Raw genomic sequence first — 20,145 nt, forward strand, 5'->3', positions numbered from 1 at the left:
AGGATCATACAGCTAATCCACTCGTATAAACGATGCTCAGCTGTCCACTCTTTCGCATGACCGTATTCATGCGTGATTCAAAATCTTGCAGGCTTGATGATGATGCGGCAATGTCAGTGACGCGCTGGATTTGCTTATCCAGTTCAGCCTTGCCGCCATCGGTAAGCCATTGGTGCATTTTCTCTGATTGGTGTTTGCGGGCTTTTAGTTCAGCATATACTTCTTTCGGCAGGATGCAGCCATAAACCCACTTGTCTGTCAGATTACCGTAGATTGCAGGAGTGCCGCCGCTGTGTCCGGTGTACTTCGTACCAGTAATACGCGCCAATGCGTGGTAATACTCGTCGTGGAAGCGTAATTCCCACTCAGCAACATCAGGACGCAATAGCAACGGGATGAGGTGCGAGAAGCTGTTCATCTGCAAGCCGTTGCGGATGATGGCGTCTATTTGCATATCGCACCAAACGGCAAATTTAATATCCAGCCAACGTGCAAACGCAACTGCCAGCTTTGGATGGAACCAAGTCCCACCGCCTACTTCTGACGGTCCTGACTTTGCATAAACCAAACCTGTTTTCTTAGCCAAACGGAGTAGCTTGGCTCTCGAACTAGCCGAAGACCCATCTAATATACTGATTTCCTTAAACTGTTGCAGAAAGTCACTTTTACCGCCCATCTGCTCGTATAAGGCAGCAAGATACTCAACTGTATCTCGCTGATTCATCCACTCAACAGGACGTTTGCCAAATCGCGCAGCCGCCTCGGTCGCATTAAACCAGCCATCAAGATTAAAACTCTGTGGCTGATTTTGGTATTCAAACTTGATTATCTTTGCCATGTTTACTCCAGACAATAAAAAACCGCCTGTTACGGCGGTTTAGTGTGATTTTGTTTGTTTAGTTAGAAGATACTGATCTCTTGCGTATCGTCGCCCATGACATCGACCCAAATGCTGTCGAACGCCATGATCAAATCAATCTGCCATTGTTGAGGGGTTATCCCGCGTAATCGGAAGTAAGCATTCATTTCTGACCATTTAAGCGAGGTAAGCCCCATTGAACAATCACGTCCTCGGCTGATTTCCTCGAACCATTGCCACTCTTTTTCAAGCATTGGCGGGATTTCAGGCGGATTGAGTAATTCAGGGGCTTCAACACCTGTCTGCTCGTAAATCTCGGTGATTAATTGCCAGCGAGATTGTCCGTCTTTTCCAACTTTGCGTAATTTGAGAAGCGCCCTTGATTGCTCAAGGGCTTCTTCGATTACGCTGCAATAAAATTTGCCTGTTCGTCCAGCTGAGCGTTGATCTGTTCGCGCACCCAGTTAATGCCAAGCAAATGCTCTTTGACCGCTGCCGTACTAAATTCAACGGGCTTGCCCTTTTCTTCGACACCTTCCCAGCCAACAACACAGGCTGCTAATAGGTCGATGCCCTGCTGTTCGATTTCAGCAAAGCTAACACCCGCTTTGCCTGTACGTTGAGCTTTTGCCTCAGCTACTCGCATTTTGTCCGCAAGCCGGATGCCGAGATTGCGTGGTGCATCTGCTTCACGACTGATCAGCTTCAACTTGATGCCAATGCCCTTGCCGTTTACTGGGTGAGTGAGTTCAAACTCATGGGTAATGCCGTTTTCTGCTGCATTGAGTTCGTTAAGTTTTGAAATATCCATTGTTACTCCTTATGAATCGCTTTCTGTTGGTGTACCTGACAGGCGAATAGTTAGGCTGCCGCTCATAACATCGGCAACGCTGACTTCAAATGATCGTGACCGCACAGTTCCCAAGACTTTGAATTTCGCCCCATCGGGGAAGGTAATGCGGAACATACGGCGCAGCCCATCTTTGTTCGCCTTGATGATCTCTTTGTATGCCTCGCTCTTCGGCACATAATGACCTGCAATAGTGAGGTTGCCGGGGTCTTTCATCCCCACGGCGAACTCTTTAAAATCAGCTGATGCGAGCGTCGTAACGTCGATTTCGTCTGATTCAATACCTGACCATGAGATTGATTTGGTCAGCGTGTCCAGACTTTGGAAATCTGCACCGCTTTCGCCTGAGGACATGTCTGTCACTTCGGCTTTGCTCATTTCAATGCTTGTCCCTTTGGACAGCAAATATTCACTTCCAGCCATGTTTAGCTCCTGTAATTAACTGTAATCGTGATCGCATACCATCCGTTGACGTATAGCCCTTGATTCCGACAAGTCGGCTGTTCGATGGTGATATGCTTAAGTTTGCCCACCGGATACAAAGCAATGATCTCGTCAGCCAATTCATCGGCTTCGACAACGCTTTGCCTTTGTGGTGTGTATAGATTGATTTGGAAAATACCGTGCTGTTTATCCCCCGTGAACGTGTCAAACGTGGTTTTAGCTGGTATCAAGTGTGTTGTTAGATAGGTTGATTCCTGCACTGGTGTATCAAGGTTTTCAAATACGACAGGCAACCCCTTGGATAGCCCAAAATCGTAAATAATCCCCTCTAGTGCAGCCCTTATGGTGCGTGCTGTGACCATATTTTCTCCGCGACTGATTTCATCTCTTTGGCTGTGATGCGAACCATGCCTTGTGGTGCTTGCACCGAAAATATGCCGCTTCCTACCTTGGTCGTTTTAGCCCCGACACCGGGATAAAGCCCATATTCGACAACAGGCGCATATTCCTTGTCCGTCCAAATTGAGACGGCTTTACCCCATCTCGGATCGTTGTCAGAAATTCCCCACGACTGTCGCAGTTCGCCCGTGTCTACTGGCGTATGCGCTTTGACCCCGTTATGCGCTTCAATGACCGTCTCGCGCATGGTTGCGTCCAAAGCCTTATTAACCTTGCTCACCCATTTTTCAACATCGCTCGCAAAGCTCATCGCCGCCCCGCAAGGTTGTAAACAACTGGCGTACCTGCTGGATTGGTTTCTTTGACGTTGATGATTTTCCACACTGCGCCATTAACATCACTGATGGTGTCGCCTGTAGTTGGCACAAAAGTCAGCCCCTTTGCTGATAGCGTGATGCTTTTGTCGCCTATCTCTACCAACGATCCATCGGCATAAGCTTGTCCAGAACCGACAAGTTTCATGTCAGACAAAACAGCGATGCCTTGCTGTGTTTCGGTTGTGCTTGTCGTCACCGCGCCCAAATGTGGGTTGTAGCCACTAATAGCCTTGCGCTTAATCGTCACGGGCTGCCCAAACTCTGCAATCAGCTCGGCGCCGGCGTCCTGCATTTCCTGATAAAAACTCATCCGCGCACCAGCCTTGCTGATCCGCGTTGCTTTTCAATCAAGCCATCAAGCATCTTGGCAACGTAACTAAACCGCTTTGCGTCTATGCCGCTTAATTCGCGGTATGAGACGCTGATTTCGCCAACGCTGACACTTGCCTTATCCGCTGTCTTATCGGCTGTCAGCTCGCCAGCATGTAGCGCCAACTCACATACAGCGCGGACAACCGCACTGGGGACAGCCTCGCCATTCCTCATGCGGTCATTCAACCCGTCTTTAAGCGGATAATTGACATCGAGATAATCAGATGCCGCCACCAGCGCTCGCTTTTTAGCCTTTTCATCCAGCGCTTGCCATTGTTCATGGCTTGGGCGCGCTTCATGATAAGCATCAGCTTCTGCTGTTTCGACATAGGCGTTAATCACTGCGCCAACTCCTGCAAATAAGCCTTCTTGGCGTCTGACGGATACTCAATACCGCGCTCATCAAGCAGGGTTTTAAGCTCGTCAACCGTCATCTTTGCAACGTCTTTTTGGCCTTGATCTTCTGATTTTGGCTCTTCCCAATCGTCAGGTTTAAAGCGGGCATCGATGATCCGATACCCTTGCTTGCGCAGCTCTGCTTTCCGTTCAGGTGTGACTGGATGCGGCTCGTAAATCACATCTTCCTTTTTCATATCGCCCCCTACTTATCCGCATCGGCAATAGTGATAACGCCAGCAGTGTCTTTTATAGACGTTGCGACTTTATCCCAGTTCGCGCCAGTAGCCAGTTCGGCATCGCTTGGTGATTTGCCGCCGCTCGCTTCATCCCATGTGTAGCCTTTCAACCCCAGACCGTAGCTGTAATCAACCTGTAATGAGGTTTCAATACGCTTCTTGCCGTTCACGGTTTCGATGTTCGATACAACATCACCACCATCTGAGACGATAGCTGCAGAATCAGCCAATGACAGGACTTTGCCCTTGTTTGGTGATCCAGCTTCATACAGCGCAGGCGCATCAGTGACGATGGCCACTTTGCCGAGAATATCCACGACACGAACATTGCCAGCCAAGAACAACTGATTAGCGTTGGCAAGGTTGTGGGCAATAAGCTTGTGATAGGTCGCGCCACTCATAACATCCGCAACCAACACAGAACTCATATCGCCAAATTTGGCATGTGCGCCGTTCATCGCGCCATAAGACAGCCCAGCAGTGCCGGATACGTCATTAGTGGCGTCCGCCTGATTAGAGATAGCCGCAACAAGTGCCGCAATAGACGTATTGAGTTGATCTTTTAACATCAAGCTGGCGAAGGTGCGTGATGCAACCTCAATCCCCTGTGCCGTTGGGCGACGTAGCCAAGTCATCTGTGATGGCTCATACACGACTGGCCCGATACCACCAGCAACTTTGACGCTGGTCCGCTTCAGTTCTTTAAGGTTGGTGGTTGTTGCTGCATCATTTGATTCGTAACGATCAACGCGGCGCTGTGCGCTTGCAAGTGATGCAAAAAATGATTCCTGCAAGAAATCCCCTGTAAATCCCTCTGTGGTCAGACGGATTGCACCATTAGACGATGCGTTAAACTTTTGGATCATCTGACCCAAAGTTTCGATAGTCGCAGGCATGATGTATTGGTTAAATACCTGCATTTCTGAAAGTGCCATGTGGCCTCCTTAATCTTGTAAATTGAATTTCGCTTTGTAGTAAGCCTCGCGCTCTTCTTTTGTGCCGCCAGGATTACCTTTAGATACACGCCCTCCGGCGTTATTACCCAAGCCGCCGCCTTGCGGTGCAGGGAACCAATGTGGTGCTTTCTCTTTCATGTCCTCAAACCAAGCCTTTGGCGTTAATGGTTTGCCGCTTGAATCAAGCACCCCTTCTTTTGCGACGATTTCACCGTCTTCGTTCACTTCAAATGCACCCTTGGCGCGATAAATTGCGTCGTCATACGCAGATTTGTGAATTCCTGTCTCGCTACCTGCTGCCCGGATTTCGTCAGCCAGTACGCGGTCGGTAAATTTCTCGGCTCGCTTATTTGCTTTCTCAAGCTCAGCCTTGTACTTGGCTACTTCCTTTTCGTGCGCCTGCTGCATGCGCTCTGTGCGCTTGTTCAGCACTTCATCAACTTTGCCAGCCTTGATTAACTCTGCTTCCTCATCGTCGGAGAAACGCTTGATAATTGATTTCACAGTGTCAGGGTCGATACCCTCAAACTGTTTCAAGTGTTCCTGTGCTTCTTGTGCCGCTTTCTTGGCTTCTTTTTGCTTGTTGATAAGCTCGCCATTTTTGCTCTTCAAGCCTGAAACGATTTCGTCCAGCTCGGCTTGGGTATAGGTCTTATCACTATCACCCTTTTCGGCTTCACCTGAGCCGCCGCCTTCTCCACCGCTATCACCCTCACCGCCAACTGGTGCGTAGTATTTGCGGATCATGTTGCGATATTTCATATTCATGTTTACTCCTTGAGTATCACGCCCTTTGGGCATTAAAAAACCCGCATATAGCGGGCAATAAAAAACCAGCGGTTAAGCTGGTGTATTCGGTTTGTCTAGTATCTCGCTTTCAACTCTTCCAACGTCAATGGGCGCCCTGTCTGGTCGAGCATGTCACGCATGGTGATCTTGCCATCACGCCATAGGGCGGCTTTGCCTTTGCCAAGGATGTCGTCCTGTTCGGCAACACTCTTGCTTTTCAGCCAATCTTCATAGGTTGTCTTGGCTGGTACTAAGCCATCGGCACTTGCTCGTGTTCCGTGTTCCATCATTGCCTTACGGTGTCTTGTCACAAGTAGCATCACGCTGCGGCAGCGCGGATGTAATGGCGGCCGCTGATAGGGTATATCGTGGCCTACGGGCTTTTTATCCATATCCCAAAGCAGATTGTCACGGGCGCGGCAAATGTCGCTTGTGCGGCTGTCTAGCGTCGATAAATGCTGCTCACCTTGCAATATGTCGCGATTGTTGTCGCGTAAAATCTCACTCGCTCTGCTTGATACGCCAGCGGTCGCCGTAATTACAAGCGTATCCGCATGGCGTCGGGCGAGTTTGATCTCATCAGCCAATATTTTACTGATCTGTCGGTGCAACAAACCATCAGCCATACCCTGTCTGACTGTGCGCTGGAATTTGAATACGGTGTCGCGGCTTTGCTTCGTCCACCAGTCATCAAGACCAGCACCATTAATCAGCGGCAATTCATGCGCGAGGTCAGCCAGCTTTGGCATGCCCAACTCAATACCATTTTTCAGGTAGATGCTGTGTAGCATCGGTATTTCAGCCGCCAACAGTGCGGTCATTGCTGTCTCTGTTGTCGTGTGGGCCTCGATATAAGCAGCGGTGATCGCTCTGTCTATCTCATTGACCAGCTTCCGCATAGCTCGGCGGCTCATATTCTCGACATATCCGGCCAGAATAAGCCCTAGCGCGTGTTTTAGCCCTTTGGATAGCCTACGGTCAACCTCACGCCTTAAATGCGCGTCATGGCGCATTAATTCGATGCGATGGTCGAGCAGTTTATGAATCAAATTCTGCATTCATGCCATCCATTTTGGCTTGTTCGGCTTCCCATTCGACATCACTGCCAATGATTTCTCGTTTCTTGGCTTCGTTGAATACTGTCTCGGCACTAATAATGCCATCGGTGTACATGTCTCGCAGCATTTGCATGGTTACTGATGGGTTGTAGTCAATATCCATATTGCCGGATATTTCGACGGTGCCGCCTTCTTTTTTGCCCAGCCACAGCGCGAACAGGTACAGCATTTGGCCAACGGCATCTTCCAAACGGTTCGCGTAGCTTTTCAGCGTTGATACTTCGCGTGTCTGTTCGTCTTTGGCTTGGCTATCGGTAAAGCTATTGCTCGATTTGACCAGCAGCTTAGCACCAGCTGTGCGCATGTCTTCTTCCAGCTTTTTAAGTGATTCCGCACCTGCGCCGATACTTGCGCCAGTGTGCTCAATGTAACGAATATCTGTACCACTCGGCATATCGATTGTTGAGCCGCCGATTTGTAGTTTTTCGCTGTCTTCCACACCAAAACGCGCCAACATAGGCACACGCGCACAGTGCAGGATGTTGTCTTGATCGCTTTGACTCTGCCAATGTTTGACGTTCAGATGAGCCAGCTCTAACAATGGCGGACGGCCTGTAAAGAACCCTGATCGCTCGGTGTAAAGCGCAACAACAGGTACGACATCAATCGAAGTTGTAACCTCGTCGTGCAGCGCATAGCCTTGGTCACCCTTTCGGTAAATCTTACGAATGCCAGGCTCTAACACGATAACCTGCTGTGTGGTTTTTTCGCCAAATTCCCCTTCGTCCTCAACTACGCTCTCAATGTAGCGGAATTGGGTACAAACCTCGTTGCCGTTGATGCGTTGACTTCGCCACCCAAGCACACTCGACACAGGCACATGGATCGCATGCGGACGTAAACCAAGTGCTTTAGCATCGGCCATTGTCTCGACGCCATCACCGCGCTGGTAATCAACAACGCAGTAGCTAACGCCATATGCAAGCGCATCACGAAACCAATCAGCGCAAAATATCTCTAGCTTATTGCCGACAGCATCAATGTCCTGTAAATCAATACCATCTGGAATACCTTTAGGGCTCATATCGCTGTAAAAAACACGGCCAACCATACTGGCAACAGTTTCTTTCAGCGCTGGGTAAAGTGTCGATACGTTTACCCTAGCTTTATAGGCATCGTCGTTCTCAAGTGGCCACTTAGGCAGATACGTCTGCCCCGCTTCGCGCATGGCTTCGGTACCGCCAAGCAATGTTTCAATTACCGCATTACGTGTGTGCATTTCACTCACTACGCTACTTTTGCTGCTGACGTCTGTCATAATCTGAATCCTGTTTGGGTCGCTGTTGGTTTCACTATTGGGTAAAGCTTCACAATTGGATAAGTGCCGGCATCGGTTACGTGGTCAACACCCACAGACTTGTCCGGCATCCCGTTCTTGTCATAAATCTGTTGTTCAAGCCCTGCTGTAAACTCAGGGCAACGCTTGGTGTTCACAAACAAGCGGCGTTCACCTAGTCCATTGCAAAGCATGGCATTAGTTGCGTTCACCCGGTCTTTGATGCTTGGGTTCGTCAAATCTACCCGTAATCTGAATCTATGCTCTCGCAGGATGCTTAAATCCGACTTACTCGCTTCTTTTGAGCTTGTGTTCTGGCCACTGGCATCAGGGTAAATTGTGATTGCGTGGTCTTCGCCGTATCGTTCCTTGAGCATCTGCGCCATAGTTGGCGTGTCTCTCACGCCCGTTAATTCATCTACTGCATAAGGCAAACCATCACGGATCACGTAAATCACCGCCGCCATTTTCAGGACGTTAAAGTCCATCCCGACATGCAACGGCTCACCTTTTCTCATTTCAGCGTCCGTGTCATTCAGCTTGCGATCAAAGCAGTTCCAAACTGACCCGCTTTCCAAGTTGACGAATTGCCCGTTGAGGTAAGCCTCAATTAGTTGCGGCGGGTAGCTCTCCTTAAGTGTTGATATGTAGTCTTCGGGCAGGTTCTTGGCATTGTCATATGTGGATGCTTGTAGCAATCCATACATACTCGCCAGCCTTGGGTTATTCCGTGGCGCTTTGACAAACTGTTCGTAAACGAAGTTAAAACCTTCGGGTGTGGTCGTTACGTCAATGCCGTTACGCAGCCCTTCACGCTTGTAACGCATACGAGCAATGATCTTTCGCCAAGCAATCGTGGCCTTCTTCTTATCCATCACGTCGATTTCATCAATCAACGCATGACCAATCTTGAAGCCGATAATACTGCCAGGCTTATCCATTGATCGGCACTTCACCAAACACCGAACTTTTCCGCCACGCCATAGTTTTACTTCCCTGTTGGCGTACATGGTTTCAGCGATATAACCGCAGCTCTCAGCCACCTCTTCCATTGTCGGATAAAAGATGTCTCGAATATGTGCATAAGTCGGGGCAAAATACCCCGCATTGATGCTCGGATATACCTCGGCGTGAGCAATTATTCCTGTGCAACCTACCCATGTTTTACCACCTCCAAACCCGCTAATAAAAGCCTTGAATTTATGCGGCATCTGCATGAATTCGCCTTGCGGTCTATTCAGGGTCGGCACGTGCGTCCTCAATCACAAAGCGGATTGGCTCTAAGGTTTCATCTTGGTTGATGGCCTTGTCACCCCAAGCCTGTACGCCAACGTGCTTACCAAGTAACTCAAGGTTTTTCACCTTGTCCGGGAACTTGATCTTCTTAACGATGGTTGCCAACTCTTCGCTATTGCCAATCTCATGCACATCAAAGCCTGAAATACTGGTTCGCCATGCCTTTGGCCACTGCTTGATTGGTAGTAGGTTATTGTTATCGTCCAGCAAGTCGGCAATATCCAGCTGATCTACTTCTATAAGGCGGTTTAACACATAGTCCGCATCGATATTTATGCGGCTATTTCTCTTTTCTTGTGCCTCTGAAATCGCATTTTGGATTTCAGGTTTCTTCAGGTTCTCTTGCCCTATTGAGTAGGCACTTTTTTTACTATAACCAGCTCTTAATGCTGCCTGCGTGGCATTTAAATCAATCAGATACTCTGCCACGAAGCGCCGTTGTTTTTCGGTCAATCGTGACACTTCTTGTACCTCTTTTCCTATATTTAATTATCGCCCTTTAACACCAGCGACGATGTCGTAAATTTTGTCAACTTTGGCACTCATATCTCGCATGTCTGAGCGAAACATTTGCATTTGTGCATTGTTGTACTGCTCAATGCGCGCATCTGCTGCTTTCCGCTCGTTTTCTTCGCGCAGTATCATCGCTCTGTATTCAGCCTGCATAATGTCCATTTGCTGTCTGATCAACGCGCGGTCATTCTCCCCAGCGTAGTAATTAGCGACACCGCTAACGATAAACCCGAATACCGCAACAGCTATTGTGATCCAGTTGCCAATGCTCATCCTGTTCTCAGTTTTCGGCATGTTCACAGTTCACCTCCAGCAGTCGCGCATAGCTGATCAATGCAGCATCTCTGCGCACTAATGATGCGTATGCTTCGTCACTCAATGTCTCTAGTTCTGACGCACTGATAGTCGGTAATACAGGACGTGGCGGACACGGATACTGCACGTGCTCATACCGTGTAGTAGTGCAGCCAGTCAGTAGTGCTAACGCAAATAACACAACAAGCCATCTACCAACCGCTTTCAAAACGATCTCTCTTACCATCTCTCAAATCCTGCTCTATTCGTTCCTGTCGTTTAGCGTTCTCAGTTTGCGCGTCATTCGTGCGCTGTATGTGTTCAATGTTTCCCTGATTCTCGATCATCAACTTTTCGTTCTCGCGTTCGACCCGCTCTGCACGTTGCCGCTGGTGATACGCATAGCCGCCTAATGTGGCGATTGTCAGCAGTAACGTGACCAGATACGCGCCAATTGTTTTTAATCTATCAATCATGGCGGCGTACCAGCTTGACGATTAGCGCTAGCCCGCCGATCAGTATCAGACTAGCAAGCGCCCAGTGGATTGGGCTGTTCCCTGATAACGCCGTGAGCAATCCGCCAGCCTGCGCAACTACTGCGCCCATTGCTGTAGGGTTTTTCAGTGTGTCGTTAATCGTGTGAGATAGCTTTTCATCGCCATGTGCTTTGGCTGGCTGTTCTTTGTTTGGCTCCGGTATAAACGAATTTGGTAGCGCAGGATCATCAAGCATACGAGCATGCTTTTTTACACTTGCGACACGCCGCTCCCAGCCTTTCCCGAACGTACCCCACGTTTTTAGCGACTGCATATATTCCAGTCGACTATCGCATAGCGCATCGATCAGCAGTCGTGGTGAGAATTGCCCGATAGCCGCCAGTGTCTTGCTACCCATGATGCCGTCATCCTGCACCCCGACAATCCGCTGCACAAACTTAACCGCACGGCTTACGCCTGAGTTAATAGCAAAATCCAACACGGCATAGTCCACACCTGCTGGCAATGCGTCATACCTGATCATGTCTGCGTAGTTTGTTTTGTAGATGCGAGCGACCTCGGTTTGCGTGATTTCTCTCACACTCCGGGTTGATTGCCCTTCGGCCTTGCGCCATGCGTCATACGTTGCCTGTGTGATGCCGTAGTTTGTTGCACCGCCCGGATCTGCCTTGTGATTGCTGAACCCGCCTTCGGACACGGCAACCCACCGCATCACCTGCTCATATGTGTGTTTTGCCATGTGATACTCCAATTAGTGCGGCGGCCACAGTGAAACTTTCACAAACGCCATGACCGCCGGAAACGAAAAAGCCCCGACTACTGTCGAGGCTTGACTAAATATGTTCTCTACCGTGCAGCGAAGCGTGCTCTCATTAACGTTCCCCACGGTTTATTAAAATCATCTGCTTCTGAAATCAGCTGCTGCTTATATTTCCCGACCAGTCCATCTTTAACGATGATGACATGCTCGCCATCCTTGCGAGTATCAATCGGCACCATCACAACATGTGGCGGTGGCAATTCGTCTACAGGCTGTAAATGGCGCTCTTGCAAACCGCGTGTTTGCTCGCTGATATTCAGAAAGCGGCAAGCATCCGAATAGCGCTCTTTTCTAATCTCTCGCACCGATGCCGCTTGAACATAGGCGAACAGCTCATGATAGACCGCTTGCCAGTGTTTACCTGTCCGATACACCATTTCGCGAACGCCCTGCTTGATGTGAACCAGCTGTTCATCGTTGATGTATGGTGACGGTGCGACCGTGGCAAGAAATGCTCGAATGACGGCAAGATGCACAATCGCATCAATCCAAGCACCATAGGCTACTACGATCTCTTTACAGGCGTATGTGCCACCGTTTACTCCGCGTACTATTTTGATAGATTCGGAAAGTTGCAGATTTGCACCTTTATTGATTTCATTATCAATTTCGGCGATTAATGCTTGGGTTTGTTCATTTCTCAGAAAGAACGCTGGCTTGTGCTTTACTTCACCGCCTGCTGCTTTGTGCAGGTCGTTGAGAGAGTAAAGACCGTCGATGCAACGAATGTTGGTATCGAGAATGGATAGTTTAGCCATGACTGACTCCTTATGTTTTAGTTTAGTATCGCCACATAATAGGGTGGCGGGCCTCAACTACCGACATAAGACGGCTGGCGGTATTTCCCGAAGGTGTTTTATTTCCGCCTATCAACCCGCCATAGAAACTGTTTTTTGCGTCACACAACGATAGGACACACAGACACAAAAAAACCGCATTGCTGACGGGTGCGGACGACCGCTTATGTTTTAGTAGTAAAGTCAGCATACAAAAAAGCCGCTGCGATTGCAACGGCTTTGAAAGAGGCGGTGGTCGTATTGAATTCGTTAATTTGCGCTGGTCTATTTTGTCTTACCTAGTTGCTCTCGAATAATCCCAGAAATGATTGCCCCCATACCACCACTAAATAAGACTGACTGAATTTTGCTGAGCTGCGAGGGGCATAGCCATGTCAGTGACTTGGGCGCAATGTAGTGCCAAGACCAAACAAAAAGGGCAGCTAAAAATAAAAAGGTAAAAACCACAGTTATAATGACAAGCATACACCCATATGTTTTTAGCCATCGTTTATCATTATTTTCTCTAATCTCATCTAAGCTTAGCCAATTTTTATCTTCTTTCCTAGGTTTTGACATCAACCATCGAAATGCAGCTTTTTTGTTGTCATTACTTTGGCTAATGACTTCTTCATAGTGCTGCTTCGAAGACTTCCCCTTATCAGTCATTACCCGCAAGCTCCCGATAATGCTGTGCAATCAACTCTTTTGGTATTTCTATATGGCTTACCCCTGGAACATAAACCTTAGTCCAAGGTGTACCTGCTTTATGAGTTCTATACGACAATGCTACACCATCTAACCCTTTGTATTGGTTATAAACAGCTTCTAAGAATTCCCTATCATCAGGAGTAACATCAATATCATTTGCGTCACCTATAACATCTAATGGTATAGGATTACGCCCAAATACTTTAGTGGCGTGATATATATCAGGGATTACTGGACCATATTTCCATGCTTCTATTCGATTATTGAATAGCGGCTTACCACGCAAAGCCATACTCCACCCATCTGCAATATAGGTTAACTTCACCAATTGCATAGGGGTGAGTGATTTTTCTTGTGCTTTTGCGATCTTGAGGATCGCATCGGCAACGTATAATACGTCATACATATTCAATCCTCCTTAGCCTTTAAATATCAAAAACATAGTCAACAAAGCCTACTAATTGGCTGATATTCTACCATTAGAATTACGGGAATCGGCAAAAGGTGAAGAAAATATATATCGTGGAAGCGGGAGCCGGATTTGAACCAACGACCTTCAGGTTATGAGCCTGACGAGCTACCGGGCTGCTCTATCCCGCATCAAATAAAAATGCCGGAAGCGTGTTTTCTGTCACTTCTTCCAGCTTGACTAAATAGTAGCAGTTTCCGCCTAGGCTGGCAAGGAAAATTTTCACCTTTACCGAAATTAATCAATTTGTTACTGCAAAAATTGCACCATCCAAAAACGAATGTCCCTGCATCCGTCTATTCTGTAAAGCAGCCTTACTACAACCACACTCTCTAGCCGCGTATTTATCATCAAAAATACCCTTCTGATAGCGTACTAAAATAGCCTCGTGTGCTTTTGGATACCTTATCTTTAGCGCTTGCAGTGCAGTATTCACTTCCTCGGCTTCATCGTCACTCAAAGGGTCGTAGCTGTCCGGATCAGCAGGCACTTTGATCATTTTCCCGATCAAGCACACAGGCTCATCAGGTTTGCCAGTATCAACCTGATTCCAGCGCCGCCAGCGCAGTAAATGATGTTCTATTGCGTAGTTACTCATTGCCTCGCCCCTGTAAAAATATAGCTTGCTTATGTGTAACCGATTGATTACAATATTTAGCATGAAATACGAAATCACCCAGACAGAAATTTTCGCCAAATGGCTGCGAAAATTGCGCGACAGACAGGCGCACAGCATTGTGCTGAAACGCCTGCGTATGATTGAGGTACTCGGACATTTTGGCGACCACAAACCGATCAGTGACGGTGTAAGTGAACTGCGAATTCGCCACGGAAAGGGTTACCGCGTTTACTACACAGTACAAAATGAACAAGTCATTCTGTTGCTGGTAGGGGGTAACAAAGACACACAGGATCGGGATATCAAGAAAGCCCGCGAGTTGATGAAAGAATTGAATAACGAGGAGTGAAATATGAAAACAACACCATTTGACGTTAGTGATTACCTTGAAACAGAGGAAGACATTGCAGGATATTTGCAAGCCATCCTTGAAGAAAACAACCCCGCCCTGCTCACCGCTGCACTGGGTGATATTGCCAAAGCACGCGGTATGACAGAGATTGCCAAAGCCTCCGGCGTTACCCGTGAAGCGCTGTATCGTGCCCTGCGTGCAGACGCAAGTCCCCGCTATGAAACCATAGCCAAAGTAATTAGTGCCTTGGGCTTGAAGTTGACTGTTGCACCGGCTGATAAAGCTATCATCTAAAGTCATTGCCAACTCTCAAACTCTAAATATCCTGTCTCGCCCTGCCGCCGTTTAGCCTGCATTTCCTTGAGCTGTGCGCGATAGTGAGCTGCTATTTCCTTTTCCTCGGCTTTCGGCACTTTGTGCTTGGCGTTCTTCATATCGACAAGCATCTCAAGCCGCGCCTCACCAATTACCGATTCAAGCCATCGCCCTGCTTCGTACGGATTGCCACCGAACCACTGATGGCATGAGAAACACAGAGCCAGCGCATTATCAGCGTGCCAGCGTGTTATTCTGTGTCTGCGGCTGAAATTGTGCGAGCAATGCAAACCTGCGCTGTTTTCTGGGTACTGTTTGCCGCATCGTTCGCATGTCCAATTAGCTCTCTCGCGTATGCACTTTGAGAATGCAGCATCAGCTGGTGATGTTTTCATACACTACCTCCACTCAATGCCGCACTGCGCTGGATCACGCAGGTAATGTTCAGCCTCACCCATGCGCATGGCTTCGAGTGCCTCTGTGAACTCGCGAATACTGAGCAACCGTGTACTTTTCACACCACTGGTACCAAGCACTGTGCAGGTGTATTCATACCCACGGCTATCAAGTAACATCTCGATAATTTCCACGGCATTTTTGGCGTTGGTACACCCTTTCATCACTGGCAGGAAATAACGCAATTTGCACCGCCCAGCCTCATACACCCGATCATTTCCAGTGCTTCTAGCAATATCTCCAAACCACATTTGCATTGTGTTGTTCTGCTGATCGCTTCGGCTCTCGCGCTCATTTTTGACTGTTACTTTTGGTATACCGCCTTTGCTCTGTATCTCGCGGATATTGCCCAGCATGTTTTGCAATACGTCGTTATTGCGGATGTAGTAATCACTCATACCGCAAACCTCCGACCTGTCATGACAGATACAGCGTTGCGCATGTTGTTTTCTACGTGATAACTTCGCCGCCAATCTCCGCCAATCCATTCAAAACCGAACCATGCGTTATCGCGGCGCACCAGCTTAATCGGCTCTTCATCAAGCGTATGAGTAGTGCCTTTTGGGATAAATATGCGAGGTTTGATTTTCCGTGGCATTGCTCGCGGCTTATCCTGCTTAGATACTGGCCGCGCAGGTGCTACGTACTCATTGAGTGATTTAATATCGGCATCTGACAATTTGAGCGCATCAAATGCAGCCTGCATCTTTTCGTCGCTGACATTGCTGCCGCCAGATTTGTGCAGTGATCCACCGTGTAACCAGCGAGCTGTTGTCGTCGGGCTGATGCCTATTTCCTTGTACACAGCTTTTTTACTGCCGTACTTTTTAATCAAACGCTCTGCAAACTCTGCGGGTGTCATGCTGCGCCTCCTTTCATGCTTGCGAGGATTGCGTCTAAGCCGTCCAGTAACTCGTCTTTCGGCAACGGCTTTGATTCGATTTTCAGCGTCTCTTTTGGCAGTTCTGGCAACTCACCACCAGCATCCAAATGCGCCTGCAATGCTCGATAGCAGCGATTAAATTCGCGTTGGCCGCGCTGGTTGTCGTGTAGCATCCATTCCCACTGCGCCTTGCTGTAGCGGATCATCCACAGTGCCTCAGGTAATTTCTGCTCACGCTCGATACTGCGCCAGCGGAATATGTTTTGACGGATGTCGTCTTTGCTCGCTACGCCGTTGCCTGTAGCCTCGCCACACAACTCCAGCAGCTTATCGAGCGTCAATGGCTGCAATTCGCCACGCTGTACCGCTTTCATGCCAGCAAATAACTGCGCTTCGGTCAGTTCACCAATAGCGCGTTGCCACTCGGTGTTGCTCTCCCACTGTGTGCCAAAATTGGCTGTGAACAGATGCCCGTGGCGCTGTGCCAGTGTTTTCCAAACATGCGCCAGCAACTCAGCCAGACGCTTGCGATTGTCCTTCAGCTTCATCCCAGAACCCTGCTGCATCGAGCTTTGCCCATGTTTCTGCATTGGCTTGATCGACTTGTTCTGGTGCTGAGAGTTTGCGACCTGTGCCGCGATTGTTGCTGCTGACTGCATTGCTTACTCCAAAATTCTGATGTTCTCGCTGGTATGCTTCGGCATGGAAGCCTCGGTGTTGCATCTCGGCAGCAAACTGCGCTGCTGCCGCTGGTGTTATTCCGGCATTACCCGCCTCTCGGCAATGTCTCTGCCAAGCTGTTTTGGTCATTGGCTTGCCAGCTCGGCATTGCCACCAATCACGGGCTACTTGCTCGTCAACGCCTTCGCTGATCAGGAATGCGACAAACTGGTCTTCCGGTGATTGCTTGCGCTTTTGTTTCTGCGCAGTGGATTTTGGCGCGGGCGGGGGGGCGCTCTCACTTCCTGAAGTAACTTCCTGAAGTGAATTACTGGTAGATTTCTGTTCCTTATACGAATGTTGATTTTGCAGTTCGTCGGCTGTTGAATCTGAACTCCCCGAATGTTGATTTTGCAGTTCGGGGCTGTTGGGATTGCATTTCGCGGCTGTTGCACCGAAAACGAACTCAGACAGCAGGTCTTCTGCCGCCTGTTCGTTTAGCTTGAAGTAGATACGGTGTTCAATCCGGCGCTCTGTTTCGACTAACAAGCCTCTTTCACGCAATTTCTTGCGTGCTGTACGCTGTTCTTGAACTGTCAGTCCTGTTTCTTTCTCGATTTCAGCGGCTGATTTATAGATACCCAGCTCACGGTCAACCTTGCCTTCCCAGTACATGAAATGGCTGAATAGAATGACTGCATTAGCGCCACCCAAAGGCTTTGCCAACTTCGGATAATAGCCAATCGGACGCCCTACAGTTTTGAGCATTTGAAAGAAGCTCATTCCCCTACCCCCTCTGGCATCTTCGTGCCTTTAATGCTGTTACAGCTACGGCACAAGGTCTGGAGGTTGTCTATGTCATTTGAACCGCCTTTGCTTTCAGGAATGATGTGGTCAATAGTTAGGTCTTTTCTGATGCCACAATGCTTACAAGCAAATTCATCACGCTCAAAAACCTTCATTCGTTTGCTTTGCCCAATCGCTCGCTTTTTGTATCTTTTCTCTGGCTCAGGTGGGGTATAACTAAGCCCCATTTCAGCGGCTAAAATATTCCCAAATCGAACCATTAAATGGCCGCCATGACCATCACCCCAATGTTGAATAGCCTTGGCAGATCGGATAGCTTCTAGAGCTAACCGGTCAAAGTCCTCTTGAGCCTGACGCTCTTTCTCTATAGCGTCGGCATAGCGATCAAGGTCATTCACTGCACACCTCCTCGCGCCAACCTGTGGGCATGGACAGTCGCAGGACGCCCGTAGCGCGTTGGCACAATTACTTCTCTGCTCTCAATATCTAGCTGATGCCGCAGGTCACTTAAACGGCTGCGGAATGTCGAGCCAAGCCCATATTCCAGCGCATCGCGATATGTGATCTCTGCGCCTGTTTCGAGCATCCAGCGCAATATTGTTTCGTGGGATGGGTAAACGCCGTGGCACTCACGATGTGCGTTGATACGCCGCACAACGGCGCTGTGCTGCTGTTCTGTCATCATGCCGTGCCTCCGTACGATTCAGGGTCAATCCATCCCTCAGCAATCCAAGGTGGGTTAGGCGCTGGCATCCAGCACACAACAACATCAATCTCATAAACATCGCCTGTTAATTCGCCGTAGCCATTCCAACCATTTGCTGCAATAAATCGCTCGCTTTCGCTGTCATAGAATCCGCAATAAACTTTGCTCCCGACCACAAAATTCAAATACATGTCGCATTCAGGTATCTGTTCGCTTGTGCTCAGCCATTGACCGAATTTCGTTTCTTGTGTCATAATCACTCCTGTCCTATCGCGCGTTTCCATGCGCGTGTTGAAGCCGCTGCCCTACAGCGGCTTTTTTATTTTCCAAGTCGTCAGCCATCGCATTTGCTGCGGCGGCCGCTTCTCGAAGCTCTTTAATCTGTGCGTTAACGTCACTGCCAGACATGGCAATTAATCCCTCGCCGATTTCCTTCATCACTGTTTCCGGCGTGATTGCGTCATTACTGGCTTGCCCTATACCGACCGTAATGCAGCCAAGCCGCTGATTCAGCGCGTACAACAGCGCGCATCTACGGTCATCCGGTAATGCCAAAATCAGAGCGTCTTCAATCTCGACTGGCAAACGGCATGAACCACCGTCCAAATACCGCATGACTTTCTCGGCATCACGCTTGGTGCGCTCAAAAACGTCATCGCGAGTGCTAAATTCGATACAGCGCTGTGCTTCTGGTACTGTCGCGTGATATTGCTCGACTACGTTTGCAGCAAAGCTTTGTTGTGATGTTCCGGTCTCGCGCAGATATGCGCTGATATGCTGCTCTATCAGCTTTGGGCGTGATAGCTGCGGACTGTGCCGCATTACATTGGCGTTAGGCATTGGCTACACTCTCCGTATTGTTTTTTTGAGAGGTGTAGATGGATGCGTCATAACGAAGTTTGCCGTCGGTCAGGCGTTCTAATTGCATTGCACGCAATTCGGGAACGACCTCCCCCCAGAGTGAAACCCCTGCTTTCCCGATACCTAAAGCATCGGCGACAGCTACTTGGCTGCCGAAATAAGAAATAACGTCTTGCTTGTACATGTGTCACCTCAATTTAGGTAACGCTAGTTTAGACTTCTAAACGAGATAAAGTCAATAACACTAAACCAAAAATAGTTTAGATTACTTAACTATGAACATATCAACCCGAATCAAAGAGCGCATGGCTGCTCTAAATCTAAAATCCGTGGACGTCATGCGGGCTACAGGCGCATCTAAAGGCGCAATTAGCCAATGGCGCTCAGGGGAAGTTGCGCCAAGCGCACAATACGCTGGGAAACTCGCTGAAATATTGCAGTGTGACTACAACTGGCTTATTAACGGTGAAGGCGCAGACCCATCATTGAGTAACGTGGAAGATGGGCCGGAACTTAAAAGCCGTATCCCTGTCATTGGATTTGCCACAGCTGGGGAATTCCAACATGTACGTGAACTAGAATCATATGAAGTTGAAGAATATATAGACAGTACATTCGTCCAAAATGGATACCGCTTTGCACTACGGATAAACGGCACGAGTATGGAAAACCCTGCCGACCCAAAGCACATCCCCGACGGCAGCATTGTGATTTTCAACGCATCAAAAAAAGAGCCTGAAACTGGTCAACTTGTGTTGGCTAAAGTAAATGGCGCGGATGAGACTACATTTAAAAAATTCGTCAGAGATGGGGAGCAAGTCTTTTTAGAACCGCTAAACCCACGATACCCGATCATCACTAAACCCTTCCGCGTGCTAGCAACAGCAGAAGAAATGACGAAGAGGCTGTAGTGTTTACGTCGCAGGTGATGGCGCAACCTGCCGTAAAATAAACGTGCTTAGACTGCCTCATGCGTTATCACGAGCGTTCATGCGTTATCTTTTCTTTAATGACTTAGAGTGATATTTGTTCTAA

At 48.6% G+C, this 20,145-nt stretch carries 35 protein-coding genes and 1 tRNA gene; 3 read left to right on the forward strand and 33 right to left on the reverse strand.

Features of this window, described 5'->3' with window-relative positions; all coding sequences use genetic code 11:
• Positions 1-4: 4 nt before the first annotated feature.
• The 23 genes from KRX19_05540 to KRX19_05650 all read right to left on the reverse strand — a co-directional run bounded on the left by KRX19_05540 (position 5) and on the right by KRX19_05650 (position 14,049).
• Positions 5-838 carry a KilA-N domain-containing protein gene (locus KRX19_05540; protein ID MBV7434487.1) on the reverse strand — a complete coding sequence of 278 codons (834 nt, stop codon included), beginning with the start codon at positions 836-838 and terminating at the stop codon, positions 5-7.
• A gap of 62 nt (positions 839-900) precedes the next feature.
• Positions 901-1,113 carry a hypothetical protein gene (locus KRX19_05545; protein MBV7434488.1) on the reverse strand — a complete coding sequence of 71 codons (213 nt, stop codon included), beginning with the start codon at positions 1,111-1,113 and terminating at the stop codon, positions 901-903.
• A gap of 149 nt (positions 1,114-1,262) precedes the next feature.
• Positions 1,263-1,670 carry a hypothetical protein gene (locus KRX19_05550; protein ID MBV7434489.1) on the reverse strand — a complete coding sequence of 136 codons (408 nt, stop codon included), beginning with the start codon at positions 1,668-1,670 and terminating at the stop codon, positions 1,263-1,265.
• A gap of 9 nt (positions 1,671-1,679) precedes the next feature.
• Positions 1,680-2,132, reverse strand: a complete 453-nt coding sequence (locus KRX19_05555; protein ID MBV7434490.1) for a hypothetical protein — start codon at positions 2,130-2,132, stop codon at positions 1,680-1,682.
• Positions 2,133-2,134: 2 nt separating this feature from the next.
• Complete coding sequence (locus KRX19_05560) at positions 2,135-2,515, reverse strand: DUF4128 domain-containing protein (GenBank protein MBV7434491.1); 381 nt, start codon at positions 2,513-2,515, stop codon at positions 2,135-2,137.
• A complete protein-coding gene (locus KRX19_05565) occupies positions 2,494-2,862 on the reverse strand; it encodes an HK97 gp10 family phage protein (GenBank protein MBV7434492.1) in 369 nt (122 codons plus the stop codon). Before KRX19_05565 ends, KRX19_05560 begins: the two co-directional genes overlap by 22 nt.
• Entirely contained in the window at positions 2,859-3,239 is a 381-nt protein-coding gene (locus KRX19_05570) for a hypothetical protein (protein ID MBV7434493.1), read from the reverse strand. Before KRX19_05570 ends, KRX19_05565 begins: the two co-directional genes overlap by 4 nt.
• Positions 3,236-3,643: a hypothetical protein gene (locus KRX19_05575; protein MBV7434494.1), complete on the reverse strand. Its 408-nt coding sequence runs from the start codon at positions 3,641-3,643 to the stop codon at positions 3,236-3,238. The genes KRX19_05570 and KRX19_05575 overlap by 4 nt, the downstream gene beginning before the upstream one ends.
• The gene (locus KRX19_05580) at positions 3,640-3,894 is read right to left on the reverse strand and encodes a hypothetical protein (GenBank protein ID MBV7434495.1); all 255 of its coding nucleotides are present in this window, start codon (positions 3,892-3,894) and stop codon (positions 3,640-3,642) included. The genes KRX19_05575 and KRX19_05580 overlap by 4 nt, the downstream gene beginning before the upstream one ends.
• An 8-nt stretch (positions 3,895-3,902) precedes the next feature.
• Entirely contained in the window at positions 3,903-4,871 is a 969-nt protein-coding gene (locus KRX19_05585; GenBank protein ID MBV7434496.1) for a hypothetical protein, read from the reverse strand.
• Positions 4,872-4,880: 9 nt separating this feature from the next.
• Complete coding sequence (locus tag KRX19_05590; protein MBV7434497.1) at positions 4,881-5,660, reverse strand: hypothetical protein; 780 nt, start codon at positions 5,658-5,660, stop codon at positions 4,881-4,883.
• Positions 5,661-5,755: 95 nt separating this feature from the next.
• Complete coding sequence (locus tag KRX19_05595) at positions 5,756-6,739, reverse strand: phage head morphogenesis protein (GenBank protein MBV7434498.1); 984 nt, start codon at positions 6,737-6,739, stop codon at positions 5,756-5,758.
• The gene (locus KRX19_05600; GenBank protein MBV7434499.1) at positions 6,720-8,057 is read right to left on the reverse strand and encodes a DUF4055 domain-containing protein; all 1,338 of its coding nucleotides are present in this window, start codon (positions 8,055-8,057) and stop codon (positions 6,720-6,722) included. The genes KRX19_05595 and KRX19_05600 overlap by 20 nt, the downstream gene beginning before the upstream one ends.
• Positions 8,054-9,292: a terminase large subunit gene (locus tag KRX19_05605; GenBank protein ID MBV7434500.1), complete on the reverse strand. Its 1,239-nt coding sequence runs from the start codon at positions 9,290-9,292 to the stop codon at positions 8,054-8,056. The genes KRX19_05600 and KRX19_05605 overlap by 4 nt, the downstream gene beginning before the upstream one ends.
• 16 nt (positions 9,293-9,308) lie before the next feature.
• The gene (locus KRX19_05610; protein MBV7434501.1) at positions 9,309-9,833 is read right to left on the reverse strand and encodes a terminase small subunit; all 525 of its coding nucleotides are present in this window, start codon (positions 9,831-9,833) and stop codon (positions 9,309-9,311) included.
• A gap of 27 nt (positions 9,834-9,860) precedes the next feature.
• Positions 9,861-10,178 carry a hypothetical protein gene (locus tag KRX19_05615; GenBank protein MBV7434502.1) on the reverse strand — a complete coding sequence of 106 codons (318 nt, stop codon included), beginning with the start codon at positions 10,176-10,178 and terminating at the stop codon, positions 9,861-9,863.
• Between the two features lie 212 nt (positions 10,179-10,390).
• Complete coding sequence (locus KRX19_05620; protein MBV7434503.1) at positions 10,391-10,654, reverse strand: hypothetical protein; 264 nt, start codon at positions 10,652-10,654, stop codon at positions 10,391-10,393.
• Entirely contained in the window at positions 10,647-11,414 is a 768-nt protein-coding gene (locus KRX19_05625) for a glycoside hydrolase family 108 protein (protein ID MBV7434504.1), read from the reverse strand. The genes KRX19_05620 and KRX19_05625 overlap by 8 nt, the downstream gene beginning before the upstream one ends.
• A 107-nt stretch (positions 11,415-11,521) precedes the next feature.
• A complete protein-coding gene (locus tag KRX19_05630; GenBank protein ID MBV7434505.1) occupies positions 11,522-12,253 on the reverse strand; it encodes a KilA-N domain-containing protein in 732 nt (243 codons plus the stop codon).
• 303 nt (positions 12,254-12,556) lie between these two features.
• Positions 12,557-12,940 (reverse strand): hypothetical protein, encoded by a 384-nt coding sequence (locus KRX19_05635; protein MBV7434506.1) that lies wholly within the window; start codon positions 12,938-12,940, stop codon positions 12,557-12,559.
• Positions 12,933-13,388 carry a DUF4065 domain-containing protein gene (locus KRX19_05640; GenBank protein ID MBV7434507.1) on the reverse strand — a complete coding sequence of 152 codons (456 nt, stop codon included), beginning with the start codon at positions 13,386-13,388 and terminating at the stop codon, positions 12,933-12,935. Before KRX19_05640 ends, KRX19_05635 begins: the two co-directional genes overlap by 8 nt.
• Before the next feature lie 117 nt (positions 13,389-13,505).
• Positions 13,506-13,582, reverse strand: a tRNA-Met gene (locus KRX19_05645).
• 110 nt (positions 13,583-13,692) lie between these two features.
• On the reverse strand, positions 13,693-14,049 hold the full coding sequence (locus KRX19_05650) for a hypothetical protein (protein ID MBV7434508.1): 357 nt from the start codon (positions 14,047-14,049) through the stop codon (positions 13,693-13,695).
• A 52-nt stretch (positions 14,050-14,101) separates the two neighbouring features.
• On the opposite strand from KRX19_05650, the gene KRX19_05655 reads away from it, so the two are divergent.
• Positions 14,102-14,419 (forward strand): type II toxin-antitoxin system RelE/ParE family toxin, encoded by a 318-nt coding sequence (locus KRX19_05655; protein MBV7434509.1) that lies wholly within the window; start codon positions 14,102-14,104, stop codon positions 14,417-14,419.
• Positions 14,420-14,422: 3 nt separating this feature from the next.
• A complete protein-coding gene (locus KRX19_05660; GenBank protein MBV7434510.1) occupies positions 14,423-14,716 on the forward strand; it encodes a putative addiction module antidote protein in 294 nt (97 codons plus the stop codon).
• 2 nt (positions 14,717-14,718) lie between these two features.
• On the opposite strand, the gene KRX19_05665 is transcribed toward KRX19_05660, so the two are convergent.
• From KRX19_05665 to KRX19_05710, 10 genes are read right to left on the reverse strand one after another with little or no spacing between them, the layout of a single operon-like run.
• A complete protein-coding gene (locus KRX19_05665) occupies positions 14,719-15,132 on the reverse strand; it encodes a recombination protein NinG (protein ID MBV7434511.1) in 414 nt (137 codons plus the stop codon).
• Positions 15,133-15,135: 3 nt separating this feature from the next.
• The gene (locus tag KRX19_05670) at positions 15,136-15,591 is read right to left on the reverse strand and encodes a hypothetical protein (protein MBV7434512.1); all 456 of its coding nucleotides are present in this window, start codon (positions 15,589-15,591) and stop codon (positions 15,136-15,138) included.
• Positions 15,588-16,055 carry a hypothetical protein gene (locus KRX19_05675; GenBank protein MBV7434513.1) on the reverse strand — a complete coding sequence of 156 codons (468 nt, stop codon included), beginning with the start codon at positions 16,053-16,055 and terminating at the stop codon, positions 15,588-15,590. The genes KRX19_05670 and KRX19_05675 overlap by 4 nt, the downstream gene beginning before the upstream one ends.
• Positions 16,052-16,624 (reverse strand): hypothetical protein, encoded by a 573-nt coding sequence (locus KRX19_05680; GenBank protein MBV7434514.1) that lies wholly within the window; start codon positions 16,622-16,624, stop codon positions 16,052-16,054. The genes KRX19_05675 and KRX19_05680 overlap by 4 nt, the downstream gene beginning before the upstream one ends.
• Positions 16,590-17,519, reverse strand: a complete 930-nt coding sequence (locus tag KRX19_05685; protein MBV7434515.1) for a hypothetical protein — start codon at positions 17,517-17,519, stop codon at positions 16,590-16,592. The genes KRX19_05680 and KRX19_05685 overlap by 35 nt, the downstream gene beginning before the upstream one ends.
• Complete coding sequence (locus KRX19_05690) at positions 17,516-17,941, reverse strand: HNH endonuclease (protein ID MBV7434516.1); 426 nt, start codon at positions 17,939-17,941, stop codon at positions 17,516-17,518. The genes KRX19_05685 and KRX19_05690 overlap by 4 nt, the downstream gene beginning before the upstream one ends.
• Positions 17,938-18,228: a hypothetical protein gene (locus tag KRX19_05695; GenBank protein MBV7434517.1), complete on the reverse strand. Its 291-nt coding sequence runs from the start codon at positions 18,226-18,228 to the stop codon at positions 17,938-17,940. Before KRX19_05695 ends, KRX19_05690 begins: the two co-directional genes overlap by 4 nt.
• Positions 18,225-18,503, reverse strand: a complete 279-nt coding sequence (locus KRX19_05700) for a hypothetical protein (protein MBV7434518.1) — start codon at positions 18,501-18,503, stop codon at positions 18,225-18,227. The genes KRX19_05695 and KRX19_05700 overlap by 4 nt, the downstream gene beginning before the upstream one ends.
• Positions 18,504-18,516: 13 nt before the next feature.
• Entirely contained in the window at positions 18,517-19,089 is a 573-nt protein-coding gene (locus tag KRX19_05705; protein ID MBV7434519.1) for a hypothetical protein, read from the reverse strand.
• Positions 19,082-19,294 carry a Cro/Cl family transcriptional regulator gene (locus KRX19_05710; GenBank protein ID MBV7434520.1) on the reverse strand — a complete coding sequence of 71 codons (213 nt, stop codon included), beginning with the start codon at positions 19,292-19,294 and terminating at the stop codon, positions 19,082-19,084. The genes KRX19_05705 and KRX19_05710 overlap by 8 nt, the downstream gene beginning before the upstream one ends.
• Before the next feature lie 121 nt (positions 19,295-19,415).
• Here KRX19_05710 and KRX19_05715 point away from each other — a divergent pair, with 121 nt between their 5' ends.
• A complete protein-coding gene (locus KRX19_05715; GenBank protein ID MBV7434521.1) occupies positions 19,416-20,021 on the forward strand; it encodes a helix-turn-helix domain-containing protein in 606 nt (201 codons plus the stop codon).
• Positions 20,022-20,145 lie beyond the last annotated feature (124 nt).

The sequence above is a fragment of the Cardiobacteriaceae bacterium TAE3-ERU3 genome, assembly GCA_019218315.1.
In the GTDB taxonomy this organism is placed as follows: Bacteria; Pseudomonadota; Gammaproteobacteria; order Cardiobacteriales; family Cardiobacteriaceae; genus JAHUUI01.